General features: G+C 62.2%; 24 protein-coding genes, 1 tRNA gene and 1 pseudogene. All 26 read right to left on the reverse strand.

Features of this window, described 5'->3' with window-relative positions:
- Position 1 precedes the first annotated feature (1 nt).
- The gene (locus AC0IYS_RS21605) at positions 2-556 is read right to left on the reverse strand and encodes an NUDIX domain-containing protein (RefSeq protein WP_471707108.1); all 555 of its coding nucleotides are present in this window, start codon (positions 554-556) and stop codon (positions 2-4) included.
- A 30-nt stretch (positions 557-586) separates the two neighbouring features.
- Positions 587-891: pseudogene (locus tag AC0IYS_RS21610) on the reverse strand (DUF2818 family protein).
- A complete protein-coding gene (nuoN, locus tag AC0IYS_RS21615) occupies positions 891-2396 on the reverse strand; it encodes an NADH-quinone oxidoreductase subunit NuoN (RefSeq protein ID WP_471707109.1) in 1506 nt (501 codons plus the stop codon). Before nuoN ends, AC0IYS_RS21610 begins: the two are co-directional and overlap by 1 nt.
- A gap of 19 nt (positions 2397-2415) precedes the next feature.
- Positions 2416-3915, reverse strand: a complete 1500-nt coding sequence (locus tag AC0IYS_RS21620) for an NADH-quinone oxidoreductase subunit M (RefSeq protein ID WP_471707110.1) — start codon at positions 3913-3915, stop codon at positions 2416-2418.
- Positions 3916-3946: 31 nt separating this feature from the next.
- A complete protein-coding gene (gene nuoL, locus AC0IYS_RS21625) occupies positions 3947-6073 on the reverse strand; it encodes an NADH-quinone oxidoreductase subunit L (RefSeq protein WP_471707111.1) in 2127 nt (708 codons plus the stop codon).
- A 48-nt stretch (positions 6074-6121) separates the two neighbouring features.
- Positions 6122-6430 (reverse strand): NADH-quinone oxidoreductase subunit NuoK, encoded by a 309-nt coding sequence (gene nuoK / locus AC0IYS_RS21630; protein WP_090314441.1) that lies wholly within the window; start codon positions 6428-6430, stop codon positions 6122-6124.
- Positions 6427-7071 carry an NADH-quinone oxidoreductase subunit J gene (locus tag AC0IYS_RS21635; protein ID WP_471707112.1) on the reverse strand — a complete coding sequence of 215 codons (645 nt, stop codon included), beginning with the start codon at positions 7069-7071 and terminating at the stop codon, positions 6427-6429. The genes nuoK and AC0IYS_RS21635 overlap by 4 nt, the downstream gene beginning before the upstream one ends.
- A gap of 81 nt (positions 7072-7152) precedes the next feature.
- Complete coding sequence (nuoI, locus tag AC0IYS_RS21640) at positions 7153-7641, reverse strand: NADH-quinone oxidoreductase subunit NuoI (protein WP_090314443.1); 489 nt, start codon at positions 7639-7641, stop codon at positions 7153-7155.
- A 12-nt stretch (positions 7642-7653) separates the two neighbouring features.
- Positions 7654-8739, reverse strand: a complete 1086-nt coding sequence (gene nuoH, locus AC0IYS_RS21645) for an NADH-quinone oxidoreductase subunit NuoH (RefSeq protein ID WP_471707113.1) — start codon at positions 8737-8739, stop codon at positions 7654-7656.
- A complete protein-coding gene (gene nuoG / locus AC0IYS_RS21650; protein ID WP_471707114.1) occupies positions 8739-11063 on the reverse strand; it encodes an NADH-quinone oxidoreductase subunit NuoG in 2325 nt (774 codons plus the stop codon). The genes nuoH and nuoG overlap by 1 nt, the downstream gene beginning before the upstream one ends.
- Before the next feature lie 22 nt (positions 11064-11085).
- On the reverse strand, positions 11086-12381 hold the full coding sequence (gene nuoF, locus AC0IYS_RS21655; protein WP_008450345.1) for an NADH-quinone oxidoreductase subunit NuoF: 1296 nt from the start codon (positions 12379-12381) through the stop codon (positions 11086-11088).
- A complete protein-coding gene (nuoE, locus tag AC0IYS_RS21660) occupies positions 12378-12869 on the reverse strand; it encodes an NADH-quinone oxidoreductase subunit NuoE (RefSeq protein WP_090314445.1) in 492 nt (163 codons plus the stop codon). The genes nuoF and nuoE overlap by 4 nt, the downstream gene beginning before the upstream one ends.
- A gap of 11 nt (positions 12870-12880) precedes the next feature.
- On the reverse strand, positions 12881-14134 hold the full coding sequence (locus AC0IYS_RS21665) for an NADH-quinone oxidoreductase subunit D (protein ID WP_315214675.1): 1254 nt from the start codon (positions 14132-14134) through the stop codon (positions 12881-12883).
- A gap of 3 nt (positions 14135-14137) precedes the next feature.
- Entirely contained in the window at positions 14138-14728 is a 591-nt protein-coding gene (locus AC0IYS_RS21670) for an NADH-quinone oxidoreductase subunit C (protein ID WP_471707115.1), read from the reverse strand.
- An 18-nt stretch (positions 14729-14746) separates the two neighbouring features.
- Complete coding sequence (locus AC0IYS_RS21675; RefSeq protein ID WP_008450353.1) at positions 14747-15223, reverse strand: NuoB/complex I 20 kDa subunit family protein; 477 nt, start codon at positions 15221-15223, stop codon at positions 14747-14749.
- Positions 15224-15226: 3 nt separating this feature from the next.
- On the reverse strand, positions 15227-15586 hold the full coding sequence (locus tag AC0IYS_RS21680) for an NADH-quinone oxidoreductase subunit A (RefSeq protein WP_090314448.1): 360 nt from the start codon (positions 15584-15586) through the stop codon (positions 15227-15229).
- A gap of 174 nt (positions 15587-15760) precedes the next feature.
- Positions 15761-15845 (reverse strand) — tRNA-Leu (locus tag AC0IYS_RS21685).
- Positions 15846-16061: 216 nt separating this feature from the next.
- Positions 16062-16493: a preprotein translocase subunit SecG gene (secG, locus tag AC0IYS_RS21690; protein ID WP_471707116.1), complete on the reverse strand. Its 432-nt coding sequence runs from the start codon at positions 16491-16493 to the stop codon at positions 16062-16064.
- Between the two features lie 155 nt (positions 16494-16648).
- Positions 16649-17404, reverse strand: coding sequence for a triose-phosphate isomerase (tpiA, locus tag AC0IYS_RS21695; protein ID WP_471707117.1), 756 nt, complete (start codon positions 17402-17404; stop codon positions 16649-16651).
- Positions 17405-17512: 108 nt separating this feature from the next.
- Positions 17513-18493 (reverse strand): NAD(P)H-quinone oxidoreductase, encoded by a 981-nt coding sequence (locus AC0IYS_RS21700; RefSeq protein ID WP_471707118.1) that lies wholly within the window; start codon positions 18491-18493, stop codon positions 17513-17515.
- 74 nt (positions 18494-18567) lie between these two features.
- Positions 18568-19176, reverse strand: coding sequence for a tetratricopeptide repeat protein (locus tag AC0IYS_RS21705; protein WP_471707119.1), 609 nt, complete (start codon positions 19174-19176; stop codon positions 18568-18570).
- Positions 19177-19207: 31 nt separating this feature from the next.
- Positions 19208-19975 (reverse strand): GIN domain-containing protein, encoded by a 768-nt coding sequence (locus tag AC0IYS_RS21710; RefSeq protein ID WP_471707120.1) that lies wholly within the window; start codon positions 19973-19975, stop codon positions 19208-19210.
- A gap of 201 nt (positions 19976-20176) precedes the next feature.
- The gene (locus AC0IYS_RS21715) at positions 20177-21640 is read right to left on the reverse strand and encodes an ATP-binding protein (protein WP_471707121.1); all 1464 of its coding nucleotides are present in this window, start codon (positions 21638-21640) and stop codon (positions 20177-20179) included.
- Positions 21633-22340, reverse strand: a complete 708-nt coding sequence (locus AC0IYS_RS21720; protein WP_471707122.1) for a response regulator — start codon at positions 22338-22340, stop codon at positions 21633-21635. The genes AC0IYS_RS21715 and AC0IYS_RS21720 overlap by 8 nt, the downstream gene beginning before the upstream one ends.
- A complete protein-coding gene (locus AC0IYS_RS21725; protein WP_471707123.1) occupies positions 22333-23718 on the reverse strand; it encodes an ABC transporter substrate-binding protein in 1386 nt (461 codons plus the stop codon). Before AC0IYS_RS21725 ends, AC0IYS_RS21720 begins: the two co-directional genes overlap by 8 nt.
- An 88-nt stretch (positions 23719-23806) precedes the next feature.
- Positions 23807-26413 carry a family 20 glycosylhydrolase gene (locus AC0IYS_RS21730; RefSeq protein WP_471707124.1) on the reverse strand — a complete coding sequence of 869 codons (2607 nt, stop codon included), beginning with the start codon at positions 26411-26413 and terminating at the stop codon, positions 23807-23809.
- Between the last annotated feature and the right edge of the window lie 7 nt (positions 26414-26420).

The raw sequence follows: 26420 nt of genomic DNA on the forward strand, positions 1-26420 counted from the left end.
TTTAGTCCAGCTTCCAGTCGCCGGCGCGCAGCTTGTCGAGCCAGAAAGCGCCGATGATGGTTTTGACGTCGGTGACTTTACCTTCACGCACCCATTGCAGCAATTCGTCGATAGTTGCGGTGAACAGTTCGAGGAACTCGCCGTCATCCAGCTTTTGCTCGCCCAGCGTCAAGCCGCGCGCCAGATACAGGTCCAGATGTTCGTCCGAATAGGCGATGGCGTTGTGGATCTTGCTGACGAACTGCCAGTCGGTGGCGGTGTAGCCGGTTTCTTCTTCCAGCTCGCGTTTGGCGCTGGCCAGCGGATCTTCGCCCGGATCGATTTTCCCGGCCGGGAATTCGATGAACACGTCGTGCAGCGGATAGCGGTACTGGCGCTCGAGCAGCACCTTGCCGTCGTCGAGCAGCGGCAAAATCACGACCGCTCCGGGATGCAGGATGTATTCGCGGCCGGTGCGTTTGCCGTCGGGGAGTTCTATGGTGTCGCGTTGGACTTTGAGGAAGTGGCCGTCGTAGACCAATGCACCGTCGATGCGGGTTTCTGTCAGTGTCGACATGTCGGCTCCTTGATTGAAGCCGCTAGTGTATCAGTCGCGGTGCTTGCGCAGGTAGCGCGCGATGAATCCGGGGAAGCCGAAAACCAGGAACAAGCAGCCGGAGATCGCGTAAAACTCCCAGGTCTGGGGGAAGCGGGTGCCGATGCGGCCTTCCAGGGCGAAGCCGAGGAAGCCAACGACAAGGTACAGCGCCGCCATTTCGATCAGCCGCACGATCAGCGGCTTGCGCCGCCACGTGGCCGGAATCAGGGCGAATACCTTGTCGTTGAAAAAGGCAGGTTGGCGGCCGCGATGGCTATCGCGATCACCAACCAGCTTGCGACGGATACATCCATCAGGTGGCGAGGGTCGCTTGCATGGCCTTCACGCACATCGCCAGCAGCGGACCTGGCAGGATGCCCAGGACCACGATGGCCAGACCATTCAGGCTCAGGACAAACTTCATGTCGCCATGGGCGACGATAGGCGACGTGTCGGTCGGCTCGTCGAACCACATCAGTTTAACGATGCGCAGGTAGTAGAACGCGCCGATCAGCGAGAACATCACCGCGACCACGGTCAGCCAGATCTGGCCCGTACCCAGCACGGCGCTCAGCACCGAGAACTTGGCGGCAAAGCCCATCATCGGCGGCACGCCGGCCAGCGAGAACATCAAAATCGTCATGACGACCGCGAACCAGCCACTGCGCTTGCTCAGGCCCTTGAAGTCGTTCAGGTTTTCAGCTTCGAAGCCGGCACGCGACAACAGCATCAACAGACCGAAGCTGCCGACGGTGGTCAGCACGTACGTGAGGATGTAGTACATCGACGAGCTGTAAGCTGCGGCGATGCCGGTGCGGTCGGTGGTGCCGACCACGCCGGCCAGCAGGCCAAGCAGAACGAAACCGATTTGCGCGATGGTCGAATAAGCCAGCATGCGCTTCAGGTTCGTCTGGGCGATAGCGGTCAGGTTACCGATGGCCAGCGACAGCACGGCCAGGACCATCAGCATCTGCTGCCAGTCGAACGCCATCGGCAGCAGGCCCTCCACCAGCAGGCGGATGCAGATCGCGAAGGTGGCGATCTTCGGCGCGCCGCCCAGCAGCAGGGTCACTGCCGTTGGCGAACCTTCGTAGACGTCCGGTACCCACATGTGGAACGGCACCGCGCCAAGTTTGAATGCCAAACCGGCGACCAGGAAAACGATACCGAACACCAGGATGGTCGGCTTGATGGTGCCCGCTGCGACGGCGGCGGCCACTTTGCTGATTTCCAGCGTGCCGGTGGCGCCGTAAAGCATCGAGATGCCGTACAACAGGAAACCGGAGGCCAGCGCGCCAAGGATGAAGTACTTCATCGCCGCTTCGGTGGCCTTGTGGTTATCGCGGCGCAGCGCGACCAGCGCGTACAGCGACAGCGACATCAGTTCGACGCCCAGGTAGATCGTCAGGAAGTTCGAACCCGAGATCATGACCATCTGGCCCAGCATCGCGAACAGCGCCAGGACGTAGAATTCGCCGCCCAGGTTACCGCTCATCATGCCGCGCTGCGTGACGTACTGGCGCGAATACACCAGCGTCAGCGCCACCGCCACGTAGGTGGCCAGCTTGAGCAGGTTGGCCATCGGATCGTTGACGTACATGCCATGGAAGGTGTACGCGGTGGTGCCGGCGCTGAAGTCGCCGAAGGTGATGCCGGCCAAAATCGCCAGTATCACCAGCGACAGCACGTAGGTGATCGACCGCTTGGACTCGGACAGGAACATGTCCACCAGCAGGAGTAGCGAGGCGCCTATGATCAACGTCACCTCGGCATACGCCGGTGCGAGATTGAACGCCTCTTGTGAAGTAGGTGTAATCATTTATACGTTTCCGTTTTTCTTAAGGCAGCTTGCTTTTTGCGACATGCGTCAGCAGGTCGGCGACCGAGGTTTGCATCGTGTCCGTGAACGGCGCAGGGTACAGACCCATGACCAGCACAGCGATCGCCAGAATACCCAGCATCAGGAATTCGCGGCCATTGACATCGACCAGCGCGGCCACATGGTGGTTGGTCACTTTACCGAAGATGACGCGCTTGGCCATCCACAGCGAGTACGCGGCGCCGAAGATCAGCGCGGTCGCGGCCAGCAAACCGATCCAGAAGTTGTACTGCACGGCGCCCAGGATCACCATGAACTCGCCGACGAAGCCGGAAGTCGCAGGCAGACCGCAGTTGGCCATCGAGAAGAAGATGAACAGCGCGGCGAACTTCGGCATCTTGTTGACGACACCACCGTAGTCGGCGATCTGACGCGAGTGGGCCTGGTCATACAGCACGCCGATACACAGGAACATCGCGCCGGAGATGAAGCCGTGCGAGATCATTTGCACGATCGCGCCCTGCACGCCGATGGCGTTGAAGATGAAGAAGCCCAGGGTGACAAAGCCCATGTGCGCGATCGACGAGTAGGCGACCAGCTTTTTCATGTCCTTCTGTACCAGTGCGACCAGGCCGACGTAAATCACGGCGATCAGCGACAGGGTGATCACGAAGCCCGACAGGTAGTGCGACGCGTCCGGGGTGATCGGCAGCGAGAAGCGCAGGAAACCGTAGGCGCCCAGCTTCAGCATGATCGCGGCCAGCACGGCGGAACCGCCGGTTGGCGCTTCGACGTGGACGTCCGGCAGCCAGGTGTGGACCGGGAACATCGGGACCTTGACGGCGAAGGCCATGAAGAAGGCGATGAAGATGAAGATCTGCTCTCGCATCGTCAACGGCGTCAGGTGCCAGGTCAGGATGTCGAAGGTACCCGTGACGCGGTACAGGTAGATGATCGCGACCAAGGTCAGCAAGGAGCCGAAGAAGGTGTAGAGGAAGAACTTGAACGATGCGTACACGCGGTTCTCACCACCCCACACGCCGATGATGATGTACATCGGGATCAGGGTCGCTTCAAAGAAGAAGTAGAACAGCAGGCCGTCCATCGCGCAGAATACGCCGATCATCAGGCCGGACAGGATCAGGAAGGCGCCCATGTACTGCGCGACGCGCTTCTGGATCACCTGCCAGGCCGAGATCACGACGATGACGGTGATGAATGCCGTCAGCGGCACGAACCACAGCGACAGGCCGTCGATGCCCAGCGAGTAGTAGATGTTGAACGTCTCGATCCAAGGCGATTTTTCGACGAACTGCATGCCGTGGGCGGCGTTGTTGAAGTTCGTGATCAGCGGGATGGTCGCGGCAAAGCTGACGATCGCGCCGATCAGCGAGCCGACACGGACCAGCGCCGCGTTGGTGTCACGGCCGACGGCTAACACCAGAAGGCCGAACACGATCGGAAGCCAGATCGCCAGGCTCAGGTACGGAGGTAAGGTAGATATAGTTGACTGCATCATGGTTATCGTTATCTCTTTGCGTATCAGCTAATTAAGCGTGCCAAAACGGCAGGAAGTAGACCAGGAACCCCAGAATGCCCAGGATCATGACGAAAGCGTAGTGGTAGATGTAACCCGTCTGCCCCAAACGCGTCAGCTTCGAGAACCAGTTCACGACCTTGGCGCTGCCGTTGACCAGCAGGCCGTCGATCAGGGTCTTGTCGCCGACGTTCCACAGGCCGTTACCCAGCAAGCGCGCGCCGCCGGCGAACACCACTTCGTTGAACTTGTCCATGTAGTACTTGTTGTCCAACAGCGTGTGGATCGCCTTGAACTTGGCGAAGAACCAGGCCGGTACGCGTGGATTGATCATGTAGCAGTAGTAGGCGGTAGCGACACCGGCAATCGCCAGCCACAGTGGCAGCGACGTCAGCGAGTGGATCGCCATGGCCAGCGGACCGTGGAACTCTTCGCCCAGGATTTCCATCGCCTTGTGGTTTTCACCGATGAAGATGACGTCCTTGAAGAAGCCACCGTGCAGCATAGGCTCGATCGTGAAGTAACCGATCAACACCGACGGGATAGCCAGCATCACCAGCGGGAACCAGACCACGAATGGCGATTCATGCGGCTTCTGACCCGGCTCCAGGCCGTGGTGCGCGTGGTCGTCCTCTTCCTCTTCGTGGTGCGCGTCCGAATCGTGGCCTTGTGCGGCCGGATCGGCGCCATGGGCGGCTTTAGGCGCATGCGCATCGTGCGCATGGTGCGCATCGTGGTGACCATGGGCGTGGGCCTGGCCGAAACGCTCCTTGCCGTGGAAGACCAGGAAGTACATGCGGAACGAGTAGAACGCGGTCACGAACACACCCGCCAGCACGGCGAAGTTGGCGAAGCCCGAACCCCAGATCGTGGTCTCGTGCACCGCTTCGATGATCGAATCCTTCGAGTAGAAGCCGGAGAAGAACGGCGTACCGATCAGCGCCAGGGAACCGAGCAAGGACGTGATCCAGGTGATCGGCATGTACTTGCGCAGGCCACCCATGTTACGAATATCTTGGTCGTGGTGCATACCGATGATGACCGAACCGGCGCCAAGGAACAGCAGCGCTTTGAAGAACGCGTGGGTCATCAGGTGGAACACGGCCACCGAGTACGCCGACGAACCCAGTGCCACGGTCATGTAGCCCAGCTGCGACAGCGTCGAGTAAGCGACCACGCGCTTGATGTCGTTCTGGATGATGCCCAGGAAGCCCATGAACAGCGCGGTGATCGAGCCGATGACCAGGATGAACGACAGCGCGGTGTCCGACAGTTCGAACAGCGGCGACATGCGCGACACCATGAAGATACCGGCGGTAACCATCGTCGCGGCGTGGATCAGTGCCGAGATCGGGGTTGGGCCTTCCATCGAGTCAGGCAGCCAGACGTGCAGCGGGAACTGCGCCGATTTACCCATCGCGCCGATGAACAGGCAGATACAGGCGACGGTCAGCAGCATCCAGTCGGTGCCCGGCAGCGTCAGCATCGCCAGCGCTTCCTTCTTGGCGAAGACTTCCTGGTAGTTCATGGTGCCGGCGTAGGCCAGCAGCAGGCCGATACCGAGGATGAAACCGAAGTCGCCGACGCGATTGACCAGGAACGCCTTCATGTTGGCCACGATCGCCGTTGGGCGGGTGTACCAGAAGCCGATCAGCAGGTACGAGACCAGGCCCACCGCTTCCCAGCCGAAGAACAGCTGCAGGAAGTTGTTGGCCATGACCAGCATCAGCATCGAGAACGTGAACAGCGAAATGTAGGCGAAGAAGCGGTTATAGCCCTCGTCTTCCGCCATGTAGCCGATGGTGTAGATGTGCACCATCAGCGACACGAAGGTCACCACGCACATCATCATCGCCGACAGCGAATCGATCTGGAAGCCGACTTCGAACTTCACGCCCGCCACCGTCATCCAGTGGTAGATGGTGCCGTTGAACGTCGAGCCGTTAAGCACGTCGTTCAGCGTCATCACCGACAGGATCAGCGCGACGAGCACGCCGAGGATGGTCGCGGTGTGCGAAGTCTTGCGACCCACAACGTTGCCAAAGAATTTGGTTCCTAACAAACCCGCCACCGCAGCGCCGGCCAGCGGCGCCAGTGGTACGGCTAGCAGGAGGTTAGGGTTAAGAAGAGTACCCGCCATGATGAACCTTAATCGTTATTTTTCGAGATTAGAACTAAAGCCGCGGGATTAACCCTTAAGGCTATCCAGGTCTTCCACATTGATGGTGTCCAGGTTACGGAACATCACCACCAGAATCGCGAGGCCGATTGCCGATTCGGCAGCCGCCACGGTCAGGATGAAGAAAACGAAGATCTGCCCGGCCGCGTCGCCCAGATAGTGGGAGAACGCGATGAAGTTCATGTTCACCGCCAGCAGCATCAATTCGATGGCCATCAGCAGAATAATGATGTTCTTGCGATTCAAGAAAATACCCACGATCGAGATCGCGAACAGGATCGCGCCAAGAACGAGGTAGTGAGCAAGCGATAAAGTCATGGTGTCTCCTTTGCTTCGGCCGAACCGGCGGCTGGCGCCACGTCCACGCGTGGACGCACCGCGTCGATCTTGACGATCTTCAGACGGTCGTTGCGCTTGACGCGGACAGCGTCTGCCGGGTCGAAATGTTTGGTGTCCTTACGCTTGCGCAGGGTCAGCGCCACTGCCGCGACAATCGCGACCAGCAGGATCGCCGCTGCGATTTCAAAGCCGTAGACATATTTGGTGAAGATCAGGATACCGAGTTCCTTGGTGCCGCCGATGTTGCCGGCGCTGACGGCCTGCTGGTCGAACGACAGGAAGGAGCGCCACAGCACGGCGGCCATTTCCAGCACGATGATGACGCCGACGAACGACGCGATCGGCAGGTAGCCCCAGAAGTTTTCGCGCATCTTGTCGGTGTCGATGTCGAGCATCATGACCACGAACAGGAACAGCACCATGACGGCGCCGACGTAGACCAGCACCAGCACGATGGCCAGGAACTCGGCTTCGAGCAGCATCCAGATGCCGGCGGCCGAGAAGAACGCCAGCACCAGGAACAGCGCTGCGTGCACCGGATTGCGGGCCGTGATAACGCGCGTCGCAGCCAATACCATGATGGCTGAGAAGGCGTAGAACAAAGCAGTTTTAAATTCCATAACTAACCCAAGAGACGTACAGTTTTATTATCGGCACCACTGTGCGGCGGACCGGCAAACTTCACCATGGCCCGCCTGTCGTCAGCGGTAAGGAGCGTCGGCTGCGCGGGCTTCGGCGATCTGGTTTTCATAGCGATCGCCAACGGCCAGCAGCATCTCTTTGGTGTAGTACAAATCACCGCGCTTCTCGCCGTGGTACTCCAGCACGTGCGTCTCGACGATCGAATCGACCGGGCAGGACTCTTCGCAGAAACCGCAGAAGATGCACTTGGTCAGATCGATGTCGTAACGCGTGGTGCGACGCGAACCGTCGTCACGCTGTTCCGATTCGATGGTGATGGCCATCGCCGGGCACACCGCTTCGCACAGTTTGCAGGCGATGCAGCGTTCTTCGCCGTTTGGATAGCGGCGCAGCGCGTGCAGGCCGCGGAAGCGCGGCGACATCGGCGTCTTCTCTTCCGGGTACTGCACGGTGATTTTGCGCGAGAACATGTACTTGCCCGTCAGCGCCATCCCTTTGATCAATTCGGCCAGCATGAAGCTGCCGAAGAAGTCTTTTAATCGTTCCATTTTCTCTCGTCCTTACTTCCAGATATTCCAGGATGTCTGCATCCAGCCGGCCACGAACACCAGGTACACCAGCGTCAGAGGAATGAACACTTTCCAGCCCAGACGCATGATCTGATCATAGCGGTAGCGTGGGAAGGTACCGCGCACCCAGATGAAGACCGACACCAGGAAGAACGCCTTGGCGAACAGCCAGAAGAAGCCGCCGAAACCGCCCCAGAATTCGAGGAAGGCAAACGGTGCGGACCAGCCGCCCAGGAACATGATCGAACCGATGGTCGCGATCAGGATCATGTTGGCGTATTCGGCCAGCATGAACATGGCGTAGGCCATGCCCGAGTACTCGACCATGTGACCGGCGACGATCTCGGACTCGCCTTCGACCACGTCGAACGGATGGCGGTTCGCTTCGGCCAGGCCGGACGTCAGGTAGACGACGAACAGCGGCAGCAACGGCAGCCAGTTCCACGACAGGATGTTCAGCCCCTGGTCGGCCATCATGCCGCGCTGCTGCATGGCGACGATGTCGCCGAAGTTCAGCGAGCCCGAAACCATCAGGATCACGACGAATACGAAGCCCATCGGGATTTCGTAGGAAATCATCTGCGCCGAGGCGCGCATCGCGCCCATGAACGAGTACTTCGAGTTCGAAGCCCAGCCGGCGATGATGATGCCGTAGACTTCCATCGAGGTGATCGCCATCAGCAGCAGCAAGGCGGCGTTGACGTTGGCCAGCACCGCTTCCGGACCGAATGGCACCACCGACCATGCGGCCAGCGCCGGCATGATGGTCATGATCGGACCGATGACGAACAGGCCTGGGTTGGCCTTGGCCGGCATGATGATCTCTTTGAACAGCAGCTTGAGCGCATCGGCGATCGGCTGCAGCAAGCCCATAGGACCGACGCGGTTCGGACCGACGCGGATTTGAATCCAGCCGATGAACTTACGTTCCCACAAGGTCAGGTAGGCGACAAGGCCCATCAGCGGCAGCAGCACCAGAACGATCTTGATCATCGTCCAGACGATCGGCCACACCGGCGCGATCGGGCTGGTGGCGCCCAGGTCATACAACGTGGTGACGAATTCAGGCAGAGCCATTATTTACCCTCCCCTGCTTTTTCAACGGTGATAGGACCGAACATGCCACCCAGTGCGGCGGTCGATGGATGCGCAGCCGCGACGCGCACGGCGTTCGCTGGCAGGCTTGCATCGACGGCGGCGACCAGGATGGCGCTGCCCGAACCTTGCGTGACCTTGACGGTGTCGCCGGCGGCGACGCCCAGCTGCTGCGCCAGAACGGTCGACAGGTACGCTTTAGGCGCAGCCGAATCGGCCATCTTCTGCAGCGACTCGGCGCGGCGCACAACGGCGTCGGCGAAGTAGATCGGCACGTCGGCGATACGCTCGGTACCGGTGGTCTCGATCGAACCGGCGAAGTTGGACGCCACGACGGTTTGCTTGCTCGTGTTGTTCAAGCGGGCGGCGAAATCGGCGCCCACCACTTCGTCGCGGATCGCTTCCGAGGTGTCGTAGTCGAAACCGGCCAAGCCGAGGATGTTACCCAGCACGCGCAGCACTTTCCACGCAGGGCGGGTTTCCAGCAGCGGCTTGACGGTGCCGTTGAAGCTTTGCGGACGGCCTTCGCAGTTGACGAAGGTGCCCGAGGTTTCGCTGAATGGCGACACCGGCAGCAGCACGTCGGCGTAGTCCATGCCATGCTTGTAGGCGGACATGACGACAACCATCTCGGCTTTTTTCAGCGCGGCGACGGCGGCTTGCGGGTTGTAGGCGTCCAGTTCCGGCTCGACGTTGAGCAGGATGTAAGCTTGCTTAGGTTCGGTGAAGGCCGGAGCGGTGGCACCGTTGGCGTTGACCAGGTAGGCGCCGACGGTGTTGGCGGCTTCGGTCAGGTAGCCCAGTTTGGCGCCGGTTTGTTCGGCGATCCATTGCGCGGCGGCGTGCAGCGCGGCGGCTTGCGGGTGCTGCGTTGCCGCGTTACCCAGGAAGACGCCTTTGTTCTCGCCCGATACCAGCGACGCGGCGATCGCGGTTGCGGCGTCCGACGCCTCGATGCCTTCGAAGCCGGCTGGCGCCGACACTTCCTTGGCCTTGGCGACAGCCACCACCACTTGCGACAGTGCCGACAGCCACTCCGACGGCGCGGCGATCATCTTGTTCGCCACTTTCATCAACAGGTCGTCGTCGGTCGCGTTCAGGATCGACAGCTTGGCGCCATTCTTCACCGACGAACGCAGGCGGGTCGCCAGCAGCGGGTGATCCTTGCGCAGGAAGGAGCCGATCACGAAGGCGCGGTTCAACGCGCCGAATTCGGTGATGCTCATGCCCAGCCAAGGGGTCACGTCGCCCAGCGAGAAATCGCTGTGGCGCAGACGCGTGTCGACGCTGTCCGAGCCCATGGCGCGGGTCAGCTTTTGCAGCAGGTGCAGTTCTTCCAGGGTCGAATGCGGCGTCGCCAGCGAAGCCAGCGCCTTGTCACCGTGTTCGTGCTTGATGTTTTTCAGGCCGTGCGCCACGTATTCCAGCGCGGTCTGCCAGCTCACTTCTTTCCATTCGCCGCCCTGCTTCAGCATCGGCTGGGTCAGACGGTCATCGGTGTTCAGGCCTTCGTAGGCGAAACGGTCTTTGTCCGAGATCCAGCACTCGTTGACGGCGTCGTTTTCCAGCGGCAGCACGCGCATGACCTTGCCGTTCTTGACCTGAACGATCAGGTTCGAACCCAGGCCGTCGTGCATCGACACCGATTTGCGGCGCGACAGTTCCCACGACCGGGCGCTGTAGCGGAACGGCTTCGACGTCAGCGCGCCAACCGGGCACAGGTCGATCATGTTGCCCGACATTTCCGAGTTGACGGTCTGGCCGACGAACGCGGTGATTTCCGAGTGCTCGCCACGGCCGATCATGCCCAGCTCCATGACGCCGGCCACTTCCTGGCCGAAACGCACGCAGCGGGTGCACTGGATGCAGCGCGCCATCTCTTGCATCGACACCAGCGGACCGGCGTCCTTCGGCACGACGACGCGCTTGTCTTCCTCGTAGCGCGAATCGCCCTTGCCGTAGCCGACAGCCAAATCCTGCAGCTGGCATTCGCCGCCCTGATCGCAGATCGGGCAGTCGAGCGGGTGGTTAATCAGCAGGAATTCCATCACGGACTTCTGTGCCTGCACGGCCTTGTCCGACGCGGAGCGCACGATCATGCCGGCCGAGACCGGCGTAGCGCATGCTGGCAAAGGCTTAGGCGCCTTCTCCACTTCGACGAGACACATGCGGCAGTTCGCGGCGATCGACAATTTCTTGTGATAGCAGAAGTGCGGAATGTAGGTTCCCAATTTGTTGGCGGCGTCCATCACCATGCTACCAGCAGGGACTTCGACTTTTTTGCCGTCTATTTCGATTTCAACCATGGTGATCGTTACCTGACGCAGCTTAGATGTAAGCGGGCACTAAGCAATGCTTGTGCTCGACGTGATATTCAAATTCTTCGCGGAATTGCTTGATGAACGCGCGCATCGGCATGGCCGCCGCGTCGCCCAGCGCGCAAATGGTGCGGCCCTGGATGTTGTCGCAGATCGAGTTCAGCACGTCCAGGTCCGACGGACGGCCCTGGCCGTTTTCGATGCGGTGGATCATGCGGTACATCCAGCCCGTGCCTTCGCGGCAAGGGGTGCACTGGCCGCACGACTCTTCAAAGTAGAAGTACGCCAGGCGTTCCATCGCCTTGACCATGCAACGGGTCTCGTCCATGACGATGACGGCGCCCGAACCGAGCATCGAACCAGCCTTGGCGATCGAGTCGTAGTCCAGGTCGGTGTTCATCATCAGTTCGCCACGGATCACCGGCGCGGACGAGCCGCCAGGGATGACGGCCTTGATCTTTTTGCCGCCGCGCATGCCGCCTGCCAGTTCCAGCAGTTTGGCGAACGGCGTGCCCAGCGGGACTTCGTAGTTGCCCGGCAGTTCAACGTCGCCCGAGATCGAGAAGATCTTCGAACCGCCGTTGTTCGGACGACCCATGCCGAGGTACTTTTCCGGGCCCATGTTCAGAATGAACGGGACGGCGGCGAAGGTCTCGGTGTTGTTGATGGTGGTCGGCTTGCCGTACAGGCCGAACGAGGCCGGGAAAGGCGGCTTGAAGCGCGGCTGGCCCTTCTTGCCTTCCAACGACTCCAGCAGCGCGGTTTCTTCGCCGCAGATGTAGGCGCCATAACCGTGGTGCGCGTGCAGCTGGAAGCTGAACTCGCTGCCCATGATCTTGTCACCCAGGAAGCCGGCGGCGCGCGCCTCTTCCAGCGCGTCCTCGAACTGCGTATAGACTTCGAAGATCTCGCCGTGGATGTAGTTGTAGCCCACCGTGATGCCCATGGCGTAAGCGCCGATGGCCATGCCCTCGATCAATGCATGCGGGTTGTAACGCATGATGTCGCGGTCCTTGAACGTGCCAGGCTCGCCTTCATCCGAGTTACAGACCAGGTACTTCTGGCCCGGGAACTGGCGCGGCATGAAGCTCCACTTCAAGCCGGTAGGGAAACCCGCGCCGCCACGGCCGCGCAACGACGACGCTTTGAGGTCGGCGATGATTTGTTCCGGGGTGATTTTCTCTTCGAGAATCTTGCGCAGGGCGCTGTAGCCGCCGCGCTTGACGTAATCTTCCAGATGCCAGTTTTTGCCGTCCAGGCCGGCCAGAATGACAGGGTCGATGTGACGATTGTGGAGTGACGTCATTTCGTAGTGTTCCCGCTTAGTTCCTCGACGAGACCGTCGATTTTGTCGTTCGACATGAAGCTGCACATGCGATGGTTATTCACCAGCATCACCGGTGCGTCGCCGCAGGCGCCCATGCACTCGCCTTCCATCAACGTGAACTTGCCGTCGGCGGTGGTGTCGCGGTAGTCGATGCCCAGCTTTTGCTTCAGGTGGTGCGCGGCGCGCTCCCCGCCCGACAGCGCGCATGGCAGGTTGGTGCACACGGTGATCTTGTGCGTGCCGACCGGCTTCAGGTTGTACATATTGTAGAAAGTGGCCACTTCCTGCACGGCGATCGCCGGCATCTGGATGTAGTCGGCCAGTTCCTGCATGGTTTCGGGCGAGATCCAGCCCAGTTCAACCTGGGCGTGGGCCAGCGCGGCCATCACGGCCGACTGGCGCTGGTCGGCCGGGTACTTGGCCAACTCGCGATCGATTTTTTTTAAGCACTGCTCTGATAACAACATACTTTTACCTTTTAGCGGTCAATACTGCCGAACACGATGTCTTGCGTACCGATGATGGTCACGGCGTCGGCAATCATGTGTCCACGCGCCATTTCGTCGAGCGCCTGCAGGTGGGCGTAATCGGGAGCGCGCAGCTTCATACGGTATGGCTTGTTGGCGCCGTCCGACAGCAGATAGATGCCGAACTCGCCCTTCGGATGCTCCACCGCGCTGTACGCTTCGCCCGGCGGCACGTGGAAGCCCTCGGTGAACAGCTTGAAGTGGTGAATCAGCGATTCCATGTTGGTCTTCATGTCGACGCGGCCCGGAGGCGCGACTTTATGATTGCTGGTGATGACCGGACCTGGATTGTTGCGCAGCCATTCTACGCACTGTTTGATGATCTTGTTCGACTGGCGCAATTCCTCGACGCGGACCAGGTAGCGGTCGTAGCAGTCGCCGTTGGTGCCGATCGGAATATCGAAGTCCATCAGGTCGTACACTTCGTACGGCTGGTGCTTGCGCAGATCCCACTGGATGCCCGAACCGCGCAGCATGGCGCCGGTGAAGCCCATCGCCAGCGCGTCTTCCGGCGCGACCACGCCGATGCCGACGGTCCGCTGTTTCCAGATACGGTTGTCGGTCAGCAGCGTTTCGTATTCGTCGACATAGGTCGGGAAACGGCGGGTGAAGTCTTCGATGAAGTCCAGCAGCGAGCCCTGGCGGTTCTCGTTCAGGTTGGCGATAGCCTTGTCCGAACGGATGATCGACGGCTTGTGCTGCGGCATCGAGTCCGGCAAGTCGCGGTACACGCCGCCCGGACGGTAGTAGGCCGCGTGCATGCGCGCGCCCGACACCGCTTCGTAGCAGTCGAACAGGTCTTCGCGGTCGCGGAATGCGTACAGGAACGGACCCATCGCACCGACGTCGAGCGCGTGCGCGCCCAGCCACATCAGGTGGTTCAGGATACGGGTGATCTCGTCGAACATCACGCGGATATATTGCGCGCGCAGCGGCACTTCCAGGCCCAGCAGCTTCTCGATGGCCATCACGTAGGCGTGCTCGTTGCACATCATCGAGACGTAATCCAGACGGTCCATGTACGGCACCGACTGCAGGTAGGTCTTCTGCTCCGCCAGCTTCTCGGTGCCACGGTGCAGCAGGCCGATGTGCGGGTCGGCGCGCTGGATCACTTCGCCGTCCAGCTCCAGCACCAGGCGCAAAACGCCGTGCGCGGCCGGGTGTTGCGGACCGAAGTTCAGGGTGTAGTTCTTAATTTCAGCCATTTTTTACTTCCCGTAATTTTCTTCGCGGATCACGCGCGGCACGTTTTCACGCGGCTCGATGGTGACCGGCTGATAGATCACGCGCTTCTGCTCGGGGTCGTAGCGCATTTCGACATAGCCCGACACCGGGAAGTCCTTGCGGAACGGATGGCCGATGAAGCCGTAGTCGGTGAGGATGCGGCGCAAGTCGTTGTGGCCTTCGAACAGGATGCCGAACATGTCGAACGCTTCGCGCTCGTACCAGTTGACGGCGCGCCACAGCGGCACCAGCGACGGCAGCAGCGGCATTTCGTCGTCCGAGCAGAACGCGCGCACGCGCACGCGCCAGTTGTGCTGGATCGACAGCAGGTGCACGACGACCGCGAAACGCAGGCCGTCCCAGGCGCCGTCGCCGTAGTTCAGGTAGTCAACGCCGGCCAGGTCGATCAGTTGCTCGAAGCCGAGCGACTTGTCGTCGCGCAGCGTTTGCATCACGCCGTAGTAGTCGGCGGACTTGACGGTCAAGGTGACCTCACCCAGCGCGACGGCGATACTAACGCGATCGCCCAGGGCAGTGCCGAGGGCGGTTTGCAGTTGTTCTAATTGTGTAGTCATCTTCTGAAGCGGCCTCGTTTAGCGTGCGATCGTGTTGGTGCGCTTGATCTTGTTTTGCAGCTGCATGATGCCGTACAGCAGGGCCTCGGCCGTTGGCGGACAGCCCGGCACGTAGACATCCACCGGCACGATGCGGTCGCAACCGCGCACCACGGAGTACGAGTAGTGGTAGTAGCCGCCGCCGTTGGCGCACGAGCCCATCGAGATGACCCAGCGCGGTTCCGGCATCTGGTCGTAGACCTTGCGCAGCGCCGGCGCCATCTTGTTGCACAGCGTGCCGGCCACGATCATCACGTCGGATTGACGTGGCGATGGACGGAACACCACGCCGAAGCGGTCCATGTCGTAACGGGCAGCGCCCACGTGCATCATTTCGACCGCGCAGCAAGCCAGACCGAACGTCATCGGGAACATCGAACCCGTGCGCGCCCAGTTGATCAGCTTGTCGGCCGAGGTGGTGATGAAACCTTCGTTTAATACGCCTTCAATAGCCATGGCTTATTCCCAATCAAGGGCACCTTTCTTCCAGATATACCAAAAACCGACGACGAATTCAGCGATGAAACTCATCATCACCAGGAACCCGTTCCAGCCCAGTTCGCGCACGGAGACGCCCCATGGGAAGAAGAATGCCGTTTCCAGATCGAACAAAATAAAGAGGATAGCGACGAGGTAGTAACGCACGTCGAATTTCATGCGCGCGTCTTCGAACGCTTCGAAGCCGCATTCATACGGGGAGAGTTTTGCCGCGTCAGGCTTGTTCGGACCGAGTACATGGCCCAACACCTGGGGAAGGATCCCTACGCCGAGACCGACGAGGATAAACAACAGAACGGGGAGATAATTTTCGAGGTTCACGATTGATGAGCTTAAATTGAACGATCGGTTAGGGACTGCGAGGACTTGCGGTGTTCTGCGGTGCTCTCTTAACGTTCGCCCCAATCGTACAACTTAGACCAGGATCGAACGACACATCCTCGTAAAAAAGCCAGCTCAGGTACACACTATCCCTTGCTGGCCTCTATATATTTCTGGTGCCGACGACGAGACTCGAACTCGTACAGCTTTCGCCACTACCCCCTCAAGATAGCGTGTCTACCAATTTCACCACGTCGGCATAAGGCCGCTATTCTACTTTGTTTTCACGCTGTTGTTAATGCGTATTGCGGTAAAACAAGGAGAAAAACGATAAATCTTTACTTCTTTGATCACCCGATTGAATTTCCGGCCGGGGTAACCGGAGTCACTTCTAAAACTACCGTAACTTCTGCCGAAAGAACTGGCAGATGTCGCGCGGCCGATGGTGCGCCGCGCCATTCCGACCATAATTATATTACTTCGGGATCGATCCTGCAGGACCTGCCGGCGCCGGTGCGGCTGGAGCAGGCGCGGCTGGAGCAGGTGCGGCCGGAGCTGCCGGCGCGGCTGCCGGTGCGGTCGGGATCGCCGCCGCGCCGGTTGCCGGCGCCGGGGCTGGCGCCGCTGGCAGTGCCTTGTCCATTACGCCGCCGCTGACCGTACTGTGGCTCTGGGTCGAGATATAGGCGAGCGCCAAGGTGGCGCTGAAGAAGATCGCCGCGGCAATGCCGGTCGCCTTCGACATGAAGTTCGACGAACCGGTCGCGCCGAACAGGCTGCCCGAAGCCCCCGAACCGAAGGCCGCGCCCATGTCGGCGCCTTTGCCGTGCTGCAGCAAGACCAGGCCGATAATGGCGATGGCCGAAACGACTTGCACGATGACTACCAGGTTGAAGAAGCTGCTCATGTTATTCCATTCAAAGATTAAATAGTTTTGTATCGTTTTGTTTCGCGCCTGCCTCTAAGCCATCAACATAAAGCTAGCAACAGGCTTTTTTTACCATCGCGTGGTTACCACCCGATTACCAGTGCGGCAGTTACGCAACACTTGGGCCGCGCCTTTTAGACCGCGTGGACGATTCCAAGGAAATCCACCGCCTTCAGCGCGGCGCCGCCAATCAGGCCGCCGTCGATATCGGGCTGCGCCATCAATTCTTTCGCGTTTTCCGGCTTCATGCTGCCGCCGTACAGGATCTGCACGGTGGCCGCCGCCTCGGCGTTCTTTTGTTCCAGGCGCGCGCGCAGGAAGCGGTGGGCGTCTTGCGCGATTTGCGGCGTGGCCGTCTTGCCGGTGCCGATCGCCCAGACCGGCTCATATGCCAGCACGACCTTGGTCAGTTCGCCCGCCGGGATCACGTCGAGCGCCGCCTGCAGTTGGCCGCAGATGACCGACTCGGTGGTGCCCGCTTCGCGCTGCTCCAGCGTCTCGCCGAAGCAAATGACCGGGGTCAGGCCGGCCGCCAGCGCCGCGAGGGCCTTCTGCGCCACCAGTTCGCTGCTTTCGTTGTGGTAGGCGCGACGCTCGGAATGACCGCACAGCACGTAGGTGGAAGCGAAATCGACCAGCATACCGGCCGCCACCTCACCCGTATAGGCGCCGCTGGCGTGGACCGACAGGTCTTGTCCACCCCAGGCGACCGGGGTACCTTGCAACTCGGCCTGGCACTGGGCCAGGTAAGGGGCCGGCACGCAGACGGCGCAATCGGCGCGCAGGACGCCATCGTCCTTGAGGCCGGCGACGACGCCGGACAACAATGCCGTGTTGGCGGCGCGATTGCCGTTCATTTTCCAATTGCCGATGACGAGTTTGCGTCGCATAGTAGCCTAAAATTCAATAACCCGCTATTTTAACGCGAGGCAGGGGGCGGGTCAAACCAGCCGGCGGCGCGGGGCCGGTGGAAATTGCAAAAACACCAAGCAAGGTCCTTAAATTACTTGCAACATGATCTTACCGACATGGCTGCTACTCTCCATCAACGCATGTGCGGCGGCGGCCTGCTCCAGCGGAAACACCGTATGGATCACCGGCTTGATTTTTCCGGCCGCCATGATCGGCCACACCTTTTTCAGCAGGTTCCTGGCGATCGCGCCCTTGAACTCCACCGAGCGCGGACGCAGGGTCGAGCCGGTGATGGTGAGTCGGCGGCGCAACACCTGGCCCAGATCGACGGTCGCCTTGCCGCCGCCCAAGGTGGCGATCAGCGCGATGCGGCCATCGTCGGCCAGCGCGGCGATCTCGCGCGGCACGTAATCGCCGCCGACCATATCCAGGATCACATCGACGCCCCGGTCGTTGGTCAGCGATTTGACAATTTCAACGAAGTCCTCGGTCTTGTAATTGATGCCGCGTTCGGCGCCCAGCTTGACGCAGGCGGCGGTCTTGTCGTCGCTGCCGGCGGTGGCGAACACGCGGTGGCCCATGGCCGACGCCAGCTGGATCGCCGCCACGCCGATGCCGGAGGTGCCGCCCTGCACCAGCAGCGTCTCGCCGGCGCTCAGCTGGGCGCGGTCGAAGACATTGCTCCACACGGTGAAATAGTTCTCGGGGATGGACGCGGCCTCCAGCATGCTCCAGCCCTTGGGGATCGGCAGGCACTGCGCCACCGGCGCGACGACGTATTCGGCGTAGCCGCCGCCCTGCACCAGCGCGCAGACCTGGTCGCCGATGTCGAGGGTGGTGTAATCGAGGTCGCCGTCGACGATCTCGCCGGCCACTTCCAGGCCCGGCAGATCGGAAGCGCCCGGCGGCGGCGCGTAATTACCCGTGCGCTGGAACACGTCCGGACGATTAACCCCGGCCGCGTGGACCTTGATCAGCACCTCGCCCGCCTTCACGACAGGCATCGGGCGTTCGCACAGTTTCAGCACATCGGCCGGGCCGGGCTGGGTGATTTCAATCGCGCGCATCGGGCATCTCCGGACAAAACCGCGATTGTACGCCAGACGCCACTCCGTTGTTTGCTCCGGGGTTGTTTTGACAACTATCCGCCGCCGGTGCGCGATTTGGTCGGCAGCGGCGTGTTAGGCTTCCAGGCGGCCGACAACGCTTGCCCTTCTTCCAGCTGCTCCTGCGTCATGTGCTTGACCACGGCCGAACGCTGCTCGGCGGCGTTGGCCGAGCCCTTGGCCGCCGCCAGGTTCCATAGCATGTAGGCGATCACGTTGTCCTGCGGCATGCCCGCCATCTGGTAACGGTACATCAGCCCCATGACCTGCTGCGCGTCCGGATGCCCCTGCTCGGCCGCCTTGCGGAACCAGCCGACCGCCTGCTTGTGGTCCTGGATCACGGCGTTGCCGGTGTAGTACATGGCGCCGACCACGTATTGCGCGTCGGCCTTGCCTTGCAGCGCCGCCTTGCGGTGCCAGCTCAGCGCCTGCTTGTAGTCCTGCTTGACGCCACGGCCCATGTAGTACATCAAACCCAACAGGTGCTGGGCGTCCGCGTTGCCGGCCTTGGCCAGCGGGGCGATCTCTTTTAAAGCCGCCGCGTAGTTTTTGTTGTTGTAGGCGGTGGCGCCTTCGGCGAATCCAGCCATCGCACTCTGTTGCAGAGCAAGTGCGAGACCTATCGCTAGTATGAATTTTTTCATGTCGCGTATAAGTGGGTACGTTTATTTGGTCTTATTTCCAACTTACCTTGCCCAGGCCGTCAACGGTGACGTTGCGGTTCAGGGGCTTGCCATAGACGATGACCGATCCAAGGCCGCTCAGGTTCAATGTGGCGCTGGTCTTGGCATGAACGGTGGCGTTGCCCAGGCCGCTGAGGTCGACGTTGACCGACTCCGCCTGGAACTGCTGCGCGTTGAGTCCGCCCAACCCGCCCAACGTGGCCTTGAGCAATTTACTTCGCCCGCCAAGGGTGATGTAGCCGGCGCCGCGCAAGTCGAGCTCGACGCTCTCGTTCTCGCCTAGCAGCAGGTGCATCTTGCCGACGCCGCCCAGATTGGCCTTGAGAACCTTGTAGTCGACCACCGCCTTCATGTTGCCGGCGCCGTCCATTGTCAACTCCAGCTCGTCCCCGCTGAAGCCGCTGATGTCGGTGGTGCCGACGCCCTCGCAGATCACCTGGCGCAAACTTGGCAGGGTCAGCTCGGCGCGCGTGCTGGACCGTCCCACTTTGACGCCACGGCCGCTGTTGCTGTCCAGGTACAAGGTGTCGCCGGTTTGCGCCGCGTTCAACTTATCCATGTCGCGCTTGTCTCCGGTGATGCGCAGCGACGGCGTGTCGCCCTGGCGCATCTTGACGTCGATCACGCCGTCGAGCTTGACGCGCACAACGCGCGCGTCGATTGTCACGACGCGCGTTTCGCTCTCCTCGGCGGCGCTGGCGCGGGCAAACAGCGAACAGAGCGCGGCAAACAGGAGGCCAAACTGGAAAAGCTTCGTCATCATTTCAATCCTCTGGTATTTTTTAAGCAAGCTGATAGTGGCGAATATAGCAACAATAGCGGCGGCCGCCAACCGCCCATGATGTGGATGGCGACTATATCAATCGCTGGCGCGCCGCCGGCCCGGATTGCGATGAACTGCACAAAACGGCGACCGGGCGTCGAAAATAGGGAATGGGCGACGGTGGGCGCCTGGCGTTGCTCAGGCCGGCAGGCGGATGGTCGCGTTCAGGCCGCCTTCCGGGTGGTTTTCCAGTATCAGCTCGCCGCCGTGCGCTTCGATGATGCTGCGGGCGATGCCCAGCCCCAGGCCCATGCCGCCGTCGTTCTGCTCGCGGCCGTGCTCGAGCCGCACATAGGGCTGGAACAGGCTGGCGAAGGCCTCCTCCGGCACGCCCGGACCGTGATCGCGCACGGTGATGGCCACCGCGCCAGGCGCGCCGCGCACGTCGATCTCGGCGCGGTCGCCGTAGAACAGCGCGTTGTCGAGCAGGTTGCCGATGGCCCGCTTGAGCGCCAGCGGCTTGGCGCGCACCGACAGCCCGCTGTCGCGATAGCCCACCTCGTGCCCGGCCAGCCGCGCGCTGCGCACCAGGCGTCCCAGCAAGGCGTCCAGCTTGACCTCGGCCGGGTTCTCGTGGATGTCGCTGTCCTTCACGCATTGCAGCGCGCCCTTGACCATCATGTCCAGTTCATCGAGGTCCTCCTCGAATTCGTTGCGCAGTGCTTCGTCGTCGAGCAGTTCGGAACGCAGCTTGAGGCGCGTGATCGGGGTGCGCAAATCGTGCGAGATCGAGATGAACAGGCGGTCGCGGTCCTCGATGTAGCGCTGGATGCGTTCGCGCATGGCGCTGAAGGCGCGCGCGGTGTTGATGAATTCACGGCTGCCCGTCTCCGGCAGCGGCGTCGCGCGGTCGTCCTGGCCGTTGCCGAAGGCGGCGGCGGCTTCCGACAGCGCCGCCAGCGGCCGCGTGATCCAGCGCACCACCAAAAGGCATAGCAGCAGCACGGCCGCCAGCGACAGCCCTTGCAGCGCAAGCCGGTCCCACGCCAGCGGATCGTTAGTGCTCAAAAAATACGGATTGGGCATCAGCGCCGCCATGTACAGCCAGTTGCCAGGTTCGATCTCGGTCTGGATGACCAGGATGGGCGCGGGGTCCGGCTGCAGCAGCAGGATGTGCTGCACCCAGGCGTCCGGCAGGTCGCTCAGGTGAACGTCGTTTTCCGACACCACCAGTTGATCCGGCCACGCGAACGCCAGGCGGAAGGCGGGGGAATGCGGCAGATCGTTCTTGAGCGTCGCACCGACGGTGTCAATGACGCTGCGCGCCAGCGGATGCTCGGCGATCTGCGTCACCGGCACGTAGGCCCGATTGAGATTGACGAAAAAGCGCGTGCCACCCATCTCGCGCAATTGCTGGATCAGCAGCAGGCGGTAGTTGGCCGGCAGGCTGCGGAAGAACCGGATCGCGCCGGACGCGCTGTGCGCCACGTACTGCGACGCCGATTGCGCCTCCACCTGGGACTTGGCGCGCAGTTGGGTGGCCCAGATCATGCTGGCGGCCAGCTGCGTCACCAGCAGTCCCGCCACCATCACCAGGGTCAGTCGCCCCAGCAGCGATTGCGGCAGGAGCTTGTCCAACAGTGCGGGCAGGCGTCTAGGCATGCGAGACGCTGACATCGGCCGAGAACACGTAGCCGGCGCCGCGCACCGTCTTGATCAGGGCCGGCTGCTTGCCGTCGTCGTTGAGCCGCAGCCGCAGGCGGCTGATCTGGACGTCGAGCGAGCGGTCCAGCGGGCCGGCATCGCGCCCGCGCGTCTCCTCGCACAACACGCCGCGGTCGAGGATCACGCCCGGATGCTCGGCGAAGTATTTGAGCAGCTGGAAATCGAGCCCGGTCAGCACCACCGGATTGCCGTCGCGGTCCACCACCTTGCGCTCCTTCAGGTCCAGCGTAAACCCGACAAACCGGTAGTAACGCGCCGATGGCGGCTCGGCCGCGCTGCGGCGCAGGATGGCCTTGATGCGCGCCAGCAGCTCGCGCGGGCTGTATGGCTTGGCGATGTAGTCGTCGGCGCCCAGTTCCAGGCCGACGATGCGGTCCGTTTCGTCGGAGCTGGCGGTGAGCATGATGATGGCGACGTTGGAGCGCTGGCGCACCTGCTTGCACAGCGCGAAGCCGTCGGTGTCCGGCAGCATGACGTCGAGGATCACCAGCGACAGCTCGTCGCCGTGCGCGTGCAGCTCGGCCAGGAAGCTCTCGCCGTTGTGCGACAAAATCACCTCGTACTGGTTCTTCTCCAGATAGGTCTTGAGCAGCACGCGGGTTTTTTGGTCATCATCCACGATCAGTATCTTACGCACCGGGGGCTCCTTGGCTTCTGAGGTTGAACAGTCGGAACAGCGCGCCGAGACGGCGCTGCGCCTCCGCCGGCGTGGCCCTGTCGTCGAGAAAATAGCGGTGCACCTCGGCGATGATGGCGTCGCGGCTGGCCTCGTCGGAGGCCATGCGGTGCACCAGGCTCGGAGCCTGCACCGCCGTCCCCTGCGCGAAGATGGTCCACGAGGCGCGCGCGCAGCCGTCCATGCGCGCCGGGTCGGCGTCGCGCCGCACCGGGACCGCGCCTTTGAGCGCGTTGAAATCGGCCTGCACCGACGGCGATACCAGCAGCCGCGCCATCTTCTCCTGCGACGGAACGTGGCGCTGGTCGCCGGCGAACATGGTCAGCGTGTCGACGCTGTAGAGGTGATACCTGGCCGTTCCCGGGGCGGCGGCGCAGCCGTAGTCCTCGTCCAGCGCCATGCCGCGTTCGGCCAGCTCCGGCTTGGCCCAGTCGCCCATGATCATCATGCCCGCCTCGCCGCGCGCGAAATAGCGCACCACCTCGGGCCAGGGCCGCTCCTCCATCTCGCGGCCGATCCACCCCTTGACGATGCGCAGCCGTTCCAGCGCCTCGGCGGTACGGCGGTCGGCGGCGGCGGCCGGGCTGCGCTTGACCAGCAGCTCGCGATAGAACTCCGGCCCGCTCTCGGCCAGCACCAGATTCTCGAACAGCGCCGCCACCTGCCACGACTCGGTGCTCTGCGCCAGCGGCGCCACCCCGGCGGCTTTGAGCTTGCGCGCGGTCGCCTCGAATTCGGCCCAGGTGCGCGGCGGCGCAAGTTTGAGCCGGGCGAACAGTGCGCGGTTGTAGTACAAGGTGTTGACGCGGTGGATGCCGAGCGGCGCCGCCACCACATGGCCGCGGTGCTGGATCAACTTTTGGACCGTTGGGAACATGAAGCCTTTCCAGTCGCCGGCGCTGGCGACGCTGTCGATGTCGAGCAGCAGTCCCAGTTGGGCCCATTCGGCGACCGAGGCGCCGATGATCTGCGTGACCTGCGGCGCGTCGCCGGCCAGCACGCGGCCCTTGAGCACCTTGCCGGCGCCGATGCCGGCGCCGCCGGGAATGGCGGCGTCCTTCCACGCCAGTCCTTCGTCGGCCATGCGCGCGGCCAGCAAGTCCGCCGCCTTGCGCTCGCTGGCGGAGGTCCACCAGTGCAGCACTTGCAAGGTGTTGGCGGGGGCTTGCGCCGATGGTGGGCCCGGCGAAACCTGCGGCATCGGCGGCAAGGGACCGCAACTGGCGGCGCCGGCCATCGTCGCGAACAGGCCGAACGTGAATGCGCGGATGGCGGGTGCGCGGCGCGCGCTCGAACGAAATCGTAACCGGCCTAACCGGGGCGGGAGTACTTTTTCCATCGACGCTATCACTCATCATCCTGAAAAAACAGTGGGATGATTATAGCGGAGATGATCGCCACCGGGGACGGATCGTCAACCCGGTGATTTAGCGGTTTTCCACGCGCGCCGCCAGCCCCGCCCGGCCGTTGCGGTCGAAGGCGGCGACCTGGATGACGCCCTTCTCCGCTATCGGTCCCGTCACCGGTTTGCTGTTGGCGTCCGGCGACGCCCCGTTAACGGTATAGCGCATCTGGATGCCCGGCAGGACGTGGTTGACCAGCACCCGGCCGCCCTCGACCAGCAGTCCGGGAGGCGCGATGCGGTAATTGACGCCCGTTTTTTCCAGGTCGAGACGCGGCAGCACGCGCTGGCTCAGCGTATTGACAAACCCCGACCATGCGGCGCGGTGCAGCACGGCGGCTTTGTCCGGATCGTTTTCCGTGGCCCAGGCGGGGTCCGGCGCCCACGAGCGTTCGGCCATCGCCAGCAATCGCGGCATGACCAGATAGTCGATGCGGTCCGGAGTCGGCACCGTCTCGGTGAATAAAGTCGCTTCCAGCCCACGCACGCGGCGCTTGCCGTAATCGGTCAGCGCATCCTTGCCGGGCTGCGGCTTGGCGGCGTTCTTCAGGTAGTCCAGCGGGATGAAGTCGTACACCGTATCCAGCTCGACGTAGTCGCCCCAGTTGACGCCCGGCTCCTCGGGATTGGGGTTGTAGGCCATGTCCATATACATCTTGGTGACCGGCGCCAGCACGATGTCGTAGCCGGCGTTGGCCAAACGATAGGCAAAGTCCTCGGCGCCCTCGGTGTTGTTCCAGACGTAGGCGCTGAAGCCGCGCTGTGTAAAGCGGGGGTTCGGAATCAGCTTGTGCTGCCCACGCAGCATGGTGGCGCGCGCGGCCATCTCCTCCCAACCGGAGGCGAACAGCCCTTGCTTGCGCAGGATGACGTCGACGCGGTCGTAGAAGTAGTCCCACAGATCGGCGACGGTCTCCAGCTTTTTCTGTTTCATGACCGCCAGGCTGGCCGGCGATTTCTCCCATGCGCCGTGAGGCAGTTCGTCGCCGCCGACGTGGATGGTGCGCAGCTTGACGCCGGCCTGGCGGTGCAGCTCGGCGACCTGGCCAACCACATGTTCGATGAAGGTGAAGCTCGATTCGAGCCCGGGATTGATCACATGGTCGTTGTAATGCTGGGGCGAGCTGTAGACGGATTTGTCCTCGAAGTCGTTCAGAAGGTATTTCGCCGCGTCGCGGTTGCCGGCGGCCTTGAGGCGATGATAGCGCGCCTCCATCGCCTGCACCGCCGCGCGGGCATGGCCCGGCATCTCGATCTCTGGAATCACGTCGATGTGCCGCGCCGCCGCGTAGCGCAGTATCTCGATGTAGTCGGCGCGGGTGTAGTAGCCGGTGCCGGTGGCGTTGTCCGGATTGGCGCCGGAGCCGTAGGCCGGTTGCAGGCGCAGGCCCGGCCTGGCACTGTGGCCCCGCACCGCGCCGATGCCGGTCAGCTCCGGCAGGCCGGCGATCTCCAGCCGCCAGCCTTCGTCGTCGGTCAGGTGGAAGTGGAAGGTATTGAGCTTGTAGCGCGCCATCAGGTCCAGCAGCTTGAACACGGTCTGTTTTGTGTGGAAGTTGCGGCTGACGTCCAACTGGAAACCGCGATACGGAAAACGTGGCGCGTCGAAGACGGTCAACTCCGGCAGATCGATGCCGCCGGCGCCAGGCAACGGCATCAGGTCGCGCAGCGATTGCAATCCGTAGGCCACGCCTGCCGCGCTGTTGCCGACGATGGCGATGCCGCTATCCGCCTTGATGGTCAGGCTGTAGGCCTCCGGCGAAGTTTGACCGGCAACCGCACCGACGCTCAGGCGCAGTTCAGGCCCGCCAGCGCCTGCGCCAGTAACGGCAGCAGGCAAGGCCGACGAAAACAGGGCGTGCGCAAAGGCGGCCTCGGTTTTCAATGTCGCCGGCGCGACCAGTTTCGGCTGCGCCGCCACCCGCAACCTGCCTTGGCCCTGCTCCAGCCGCAGCGGCGTCGGGAACAACGGCGGCAGCGCCTCCACTGGCAACAGATCGGCATTGGCGTTGCGGCGATAAGTGTCCTGCGGCGTGACGACGCCCTTGGCGCCGCTATTTCCCTTGTCGAGTTGTTCGTGGCGATCGACAGGCAGCAGCTCGTAGTCCGTGATATTTTGTCCCACCTCGGGTGCGTTGTCGTAGACGAGATACGGGCCGGCCGGCGCCTTCGCCAGCTTGATCACCAGGTTCGGATGAATGTACGGCACATTCAACGTCTGCCCCGGCGCCACGCCTGCAAACCCAGGGGCGGGACGGATGCGGTACAAGCCGCCCGCGACCTTTTCCACCGTCAGATTACCTGCCAGCGGCCCGGTTGCGACACCGTCCATGCAGTTGAAGTAAAGCGACCAGCCTTGGGTCGGAAGCGGATGCGCATCCAGATTGGTGAGGATGAACCGCGCATGCGTGATGCCGCCCGGCGCCTTCGGAGTGAACTCATTGCGCTCAAGCTCCCAGCGCAAGCGCAACTTGCCCCCGGCGACGGCACCCGCAGTCTGCGCCTGCTCCCTCGTCACGGCCGGCTTGCCCGATTGCGGGGCATCCGCCGCCCGCGCCAAAGTGCCCGGCATCGCCGTCATCAACAACAGTGACGCCAGTCCGATACCGCCGGCCGTTTTCCGATTCAGCATTCCACTC

This window comes from Duganella sp. AC237 (genome assembly GCF_979254035.1).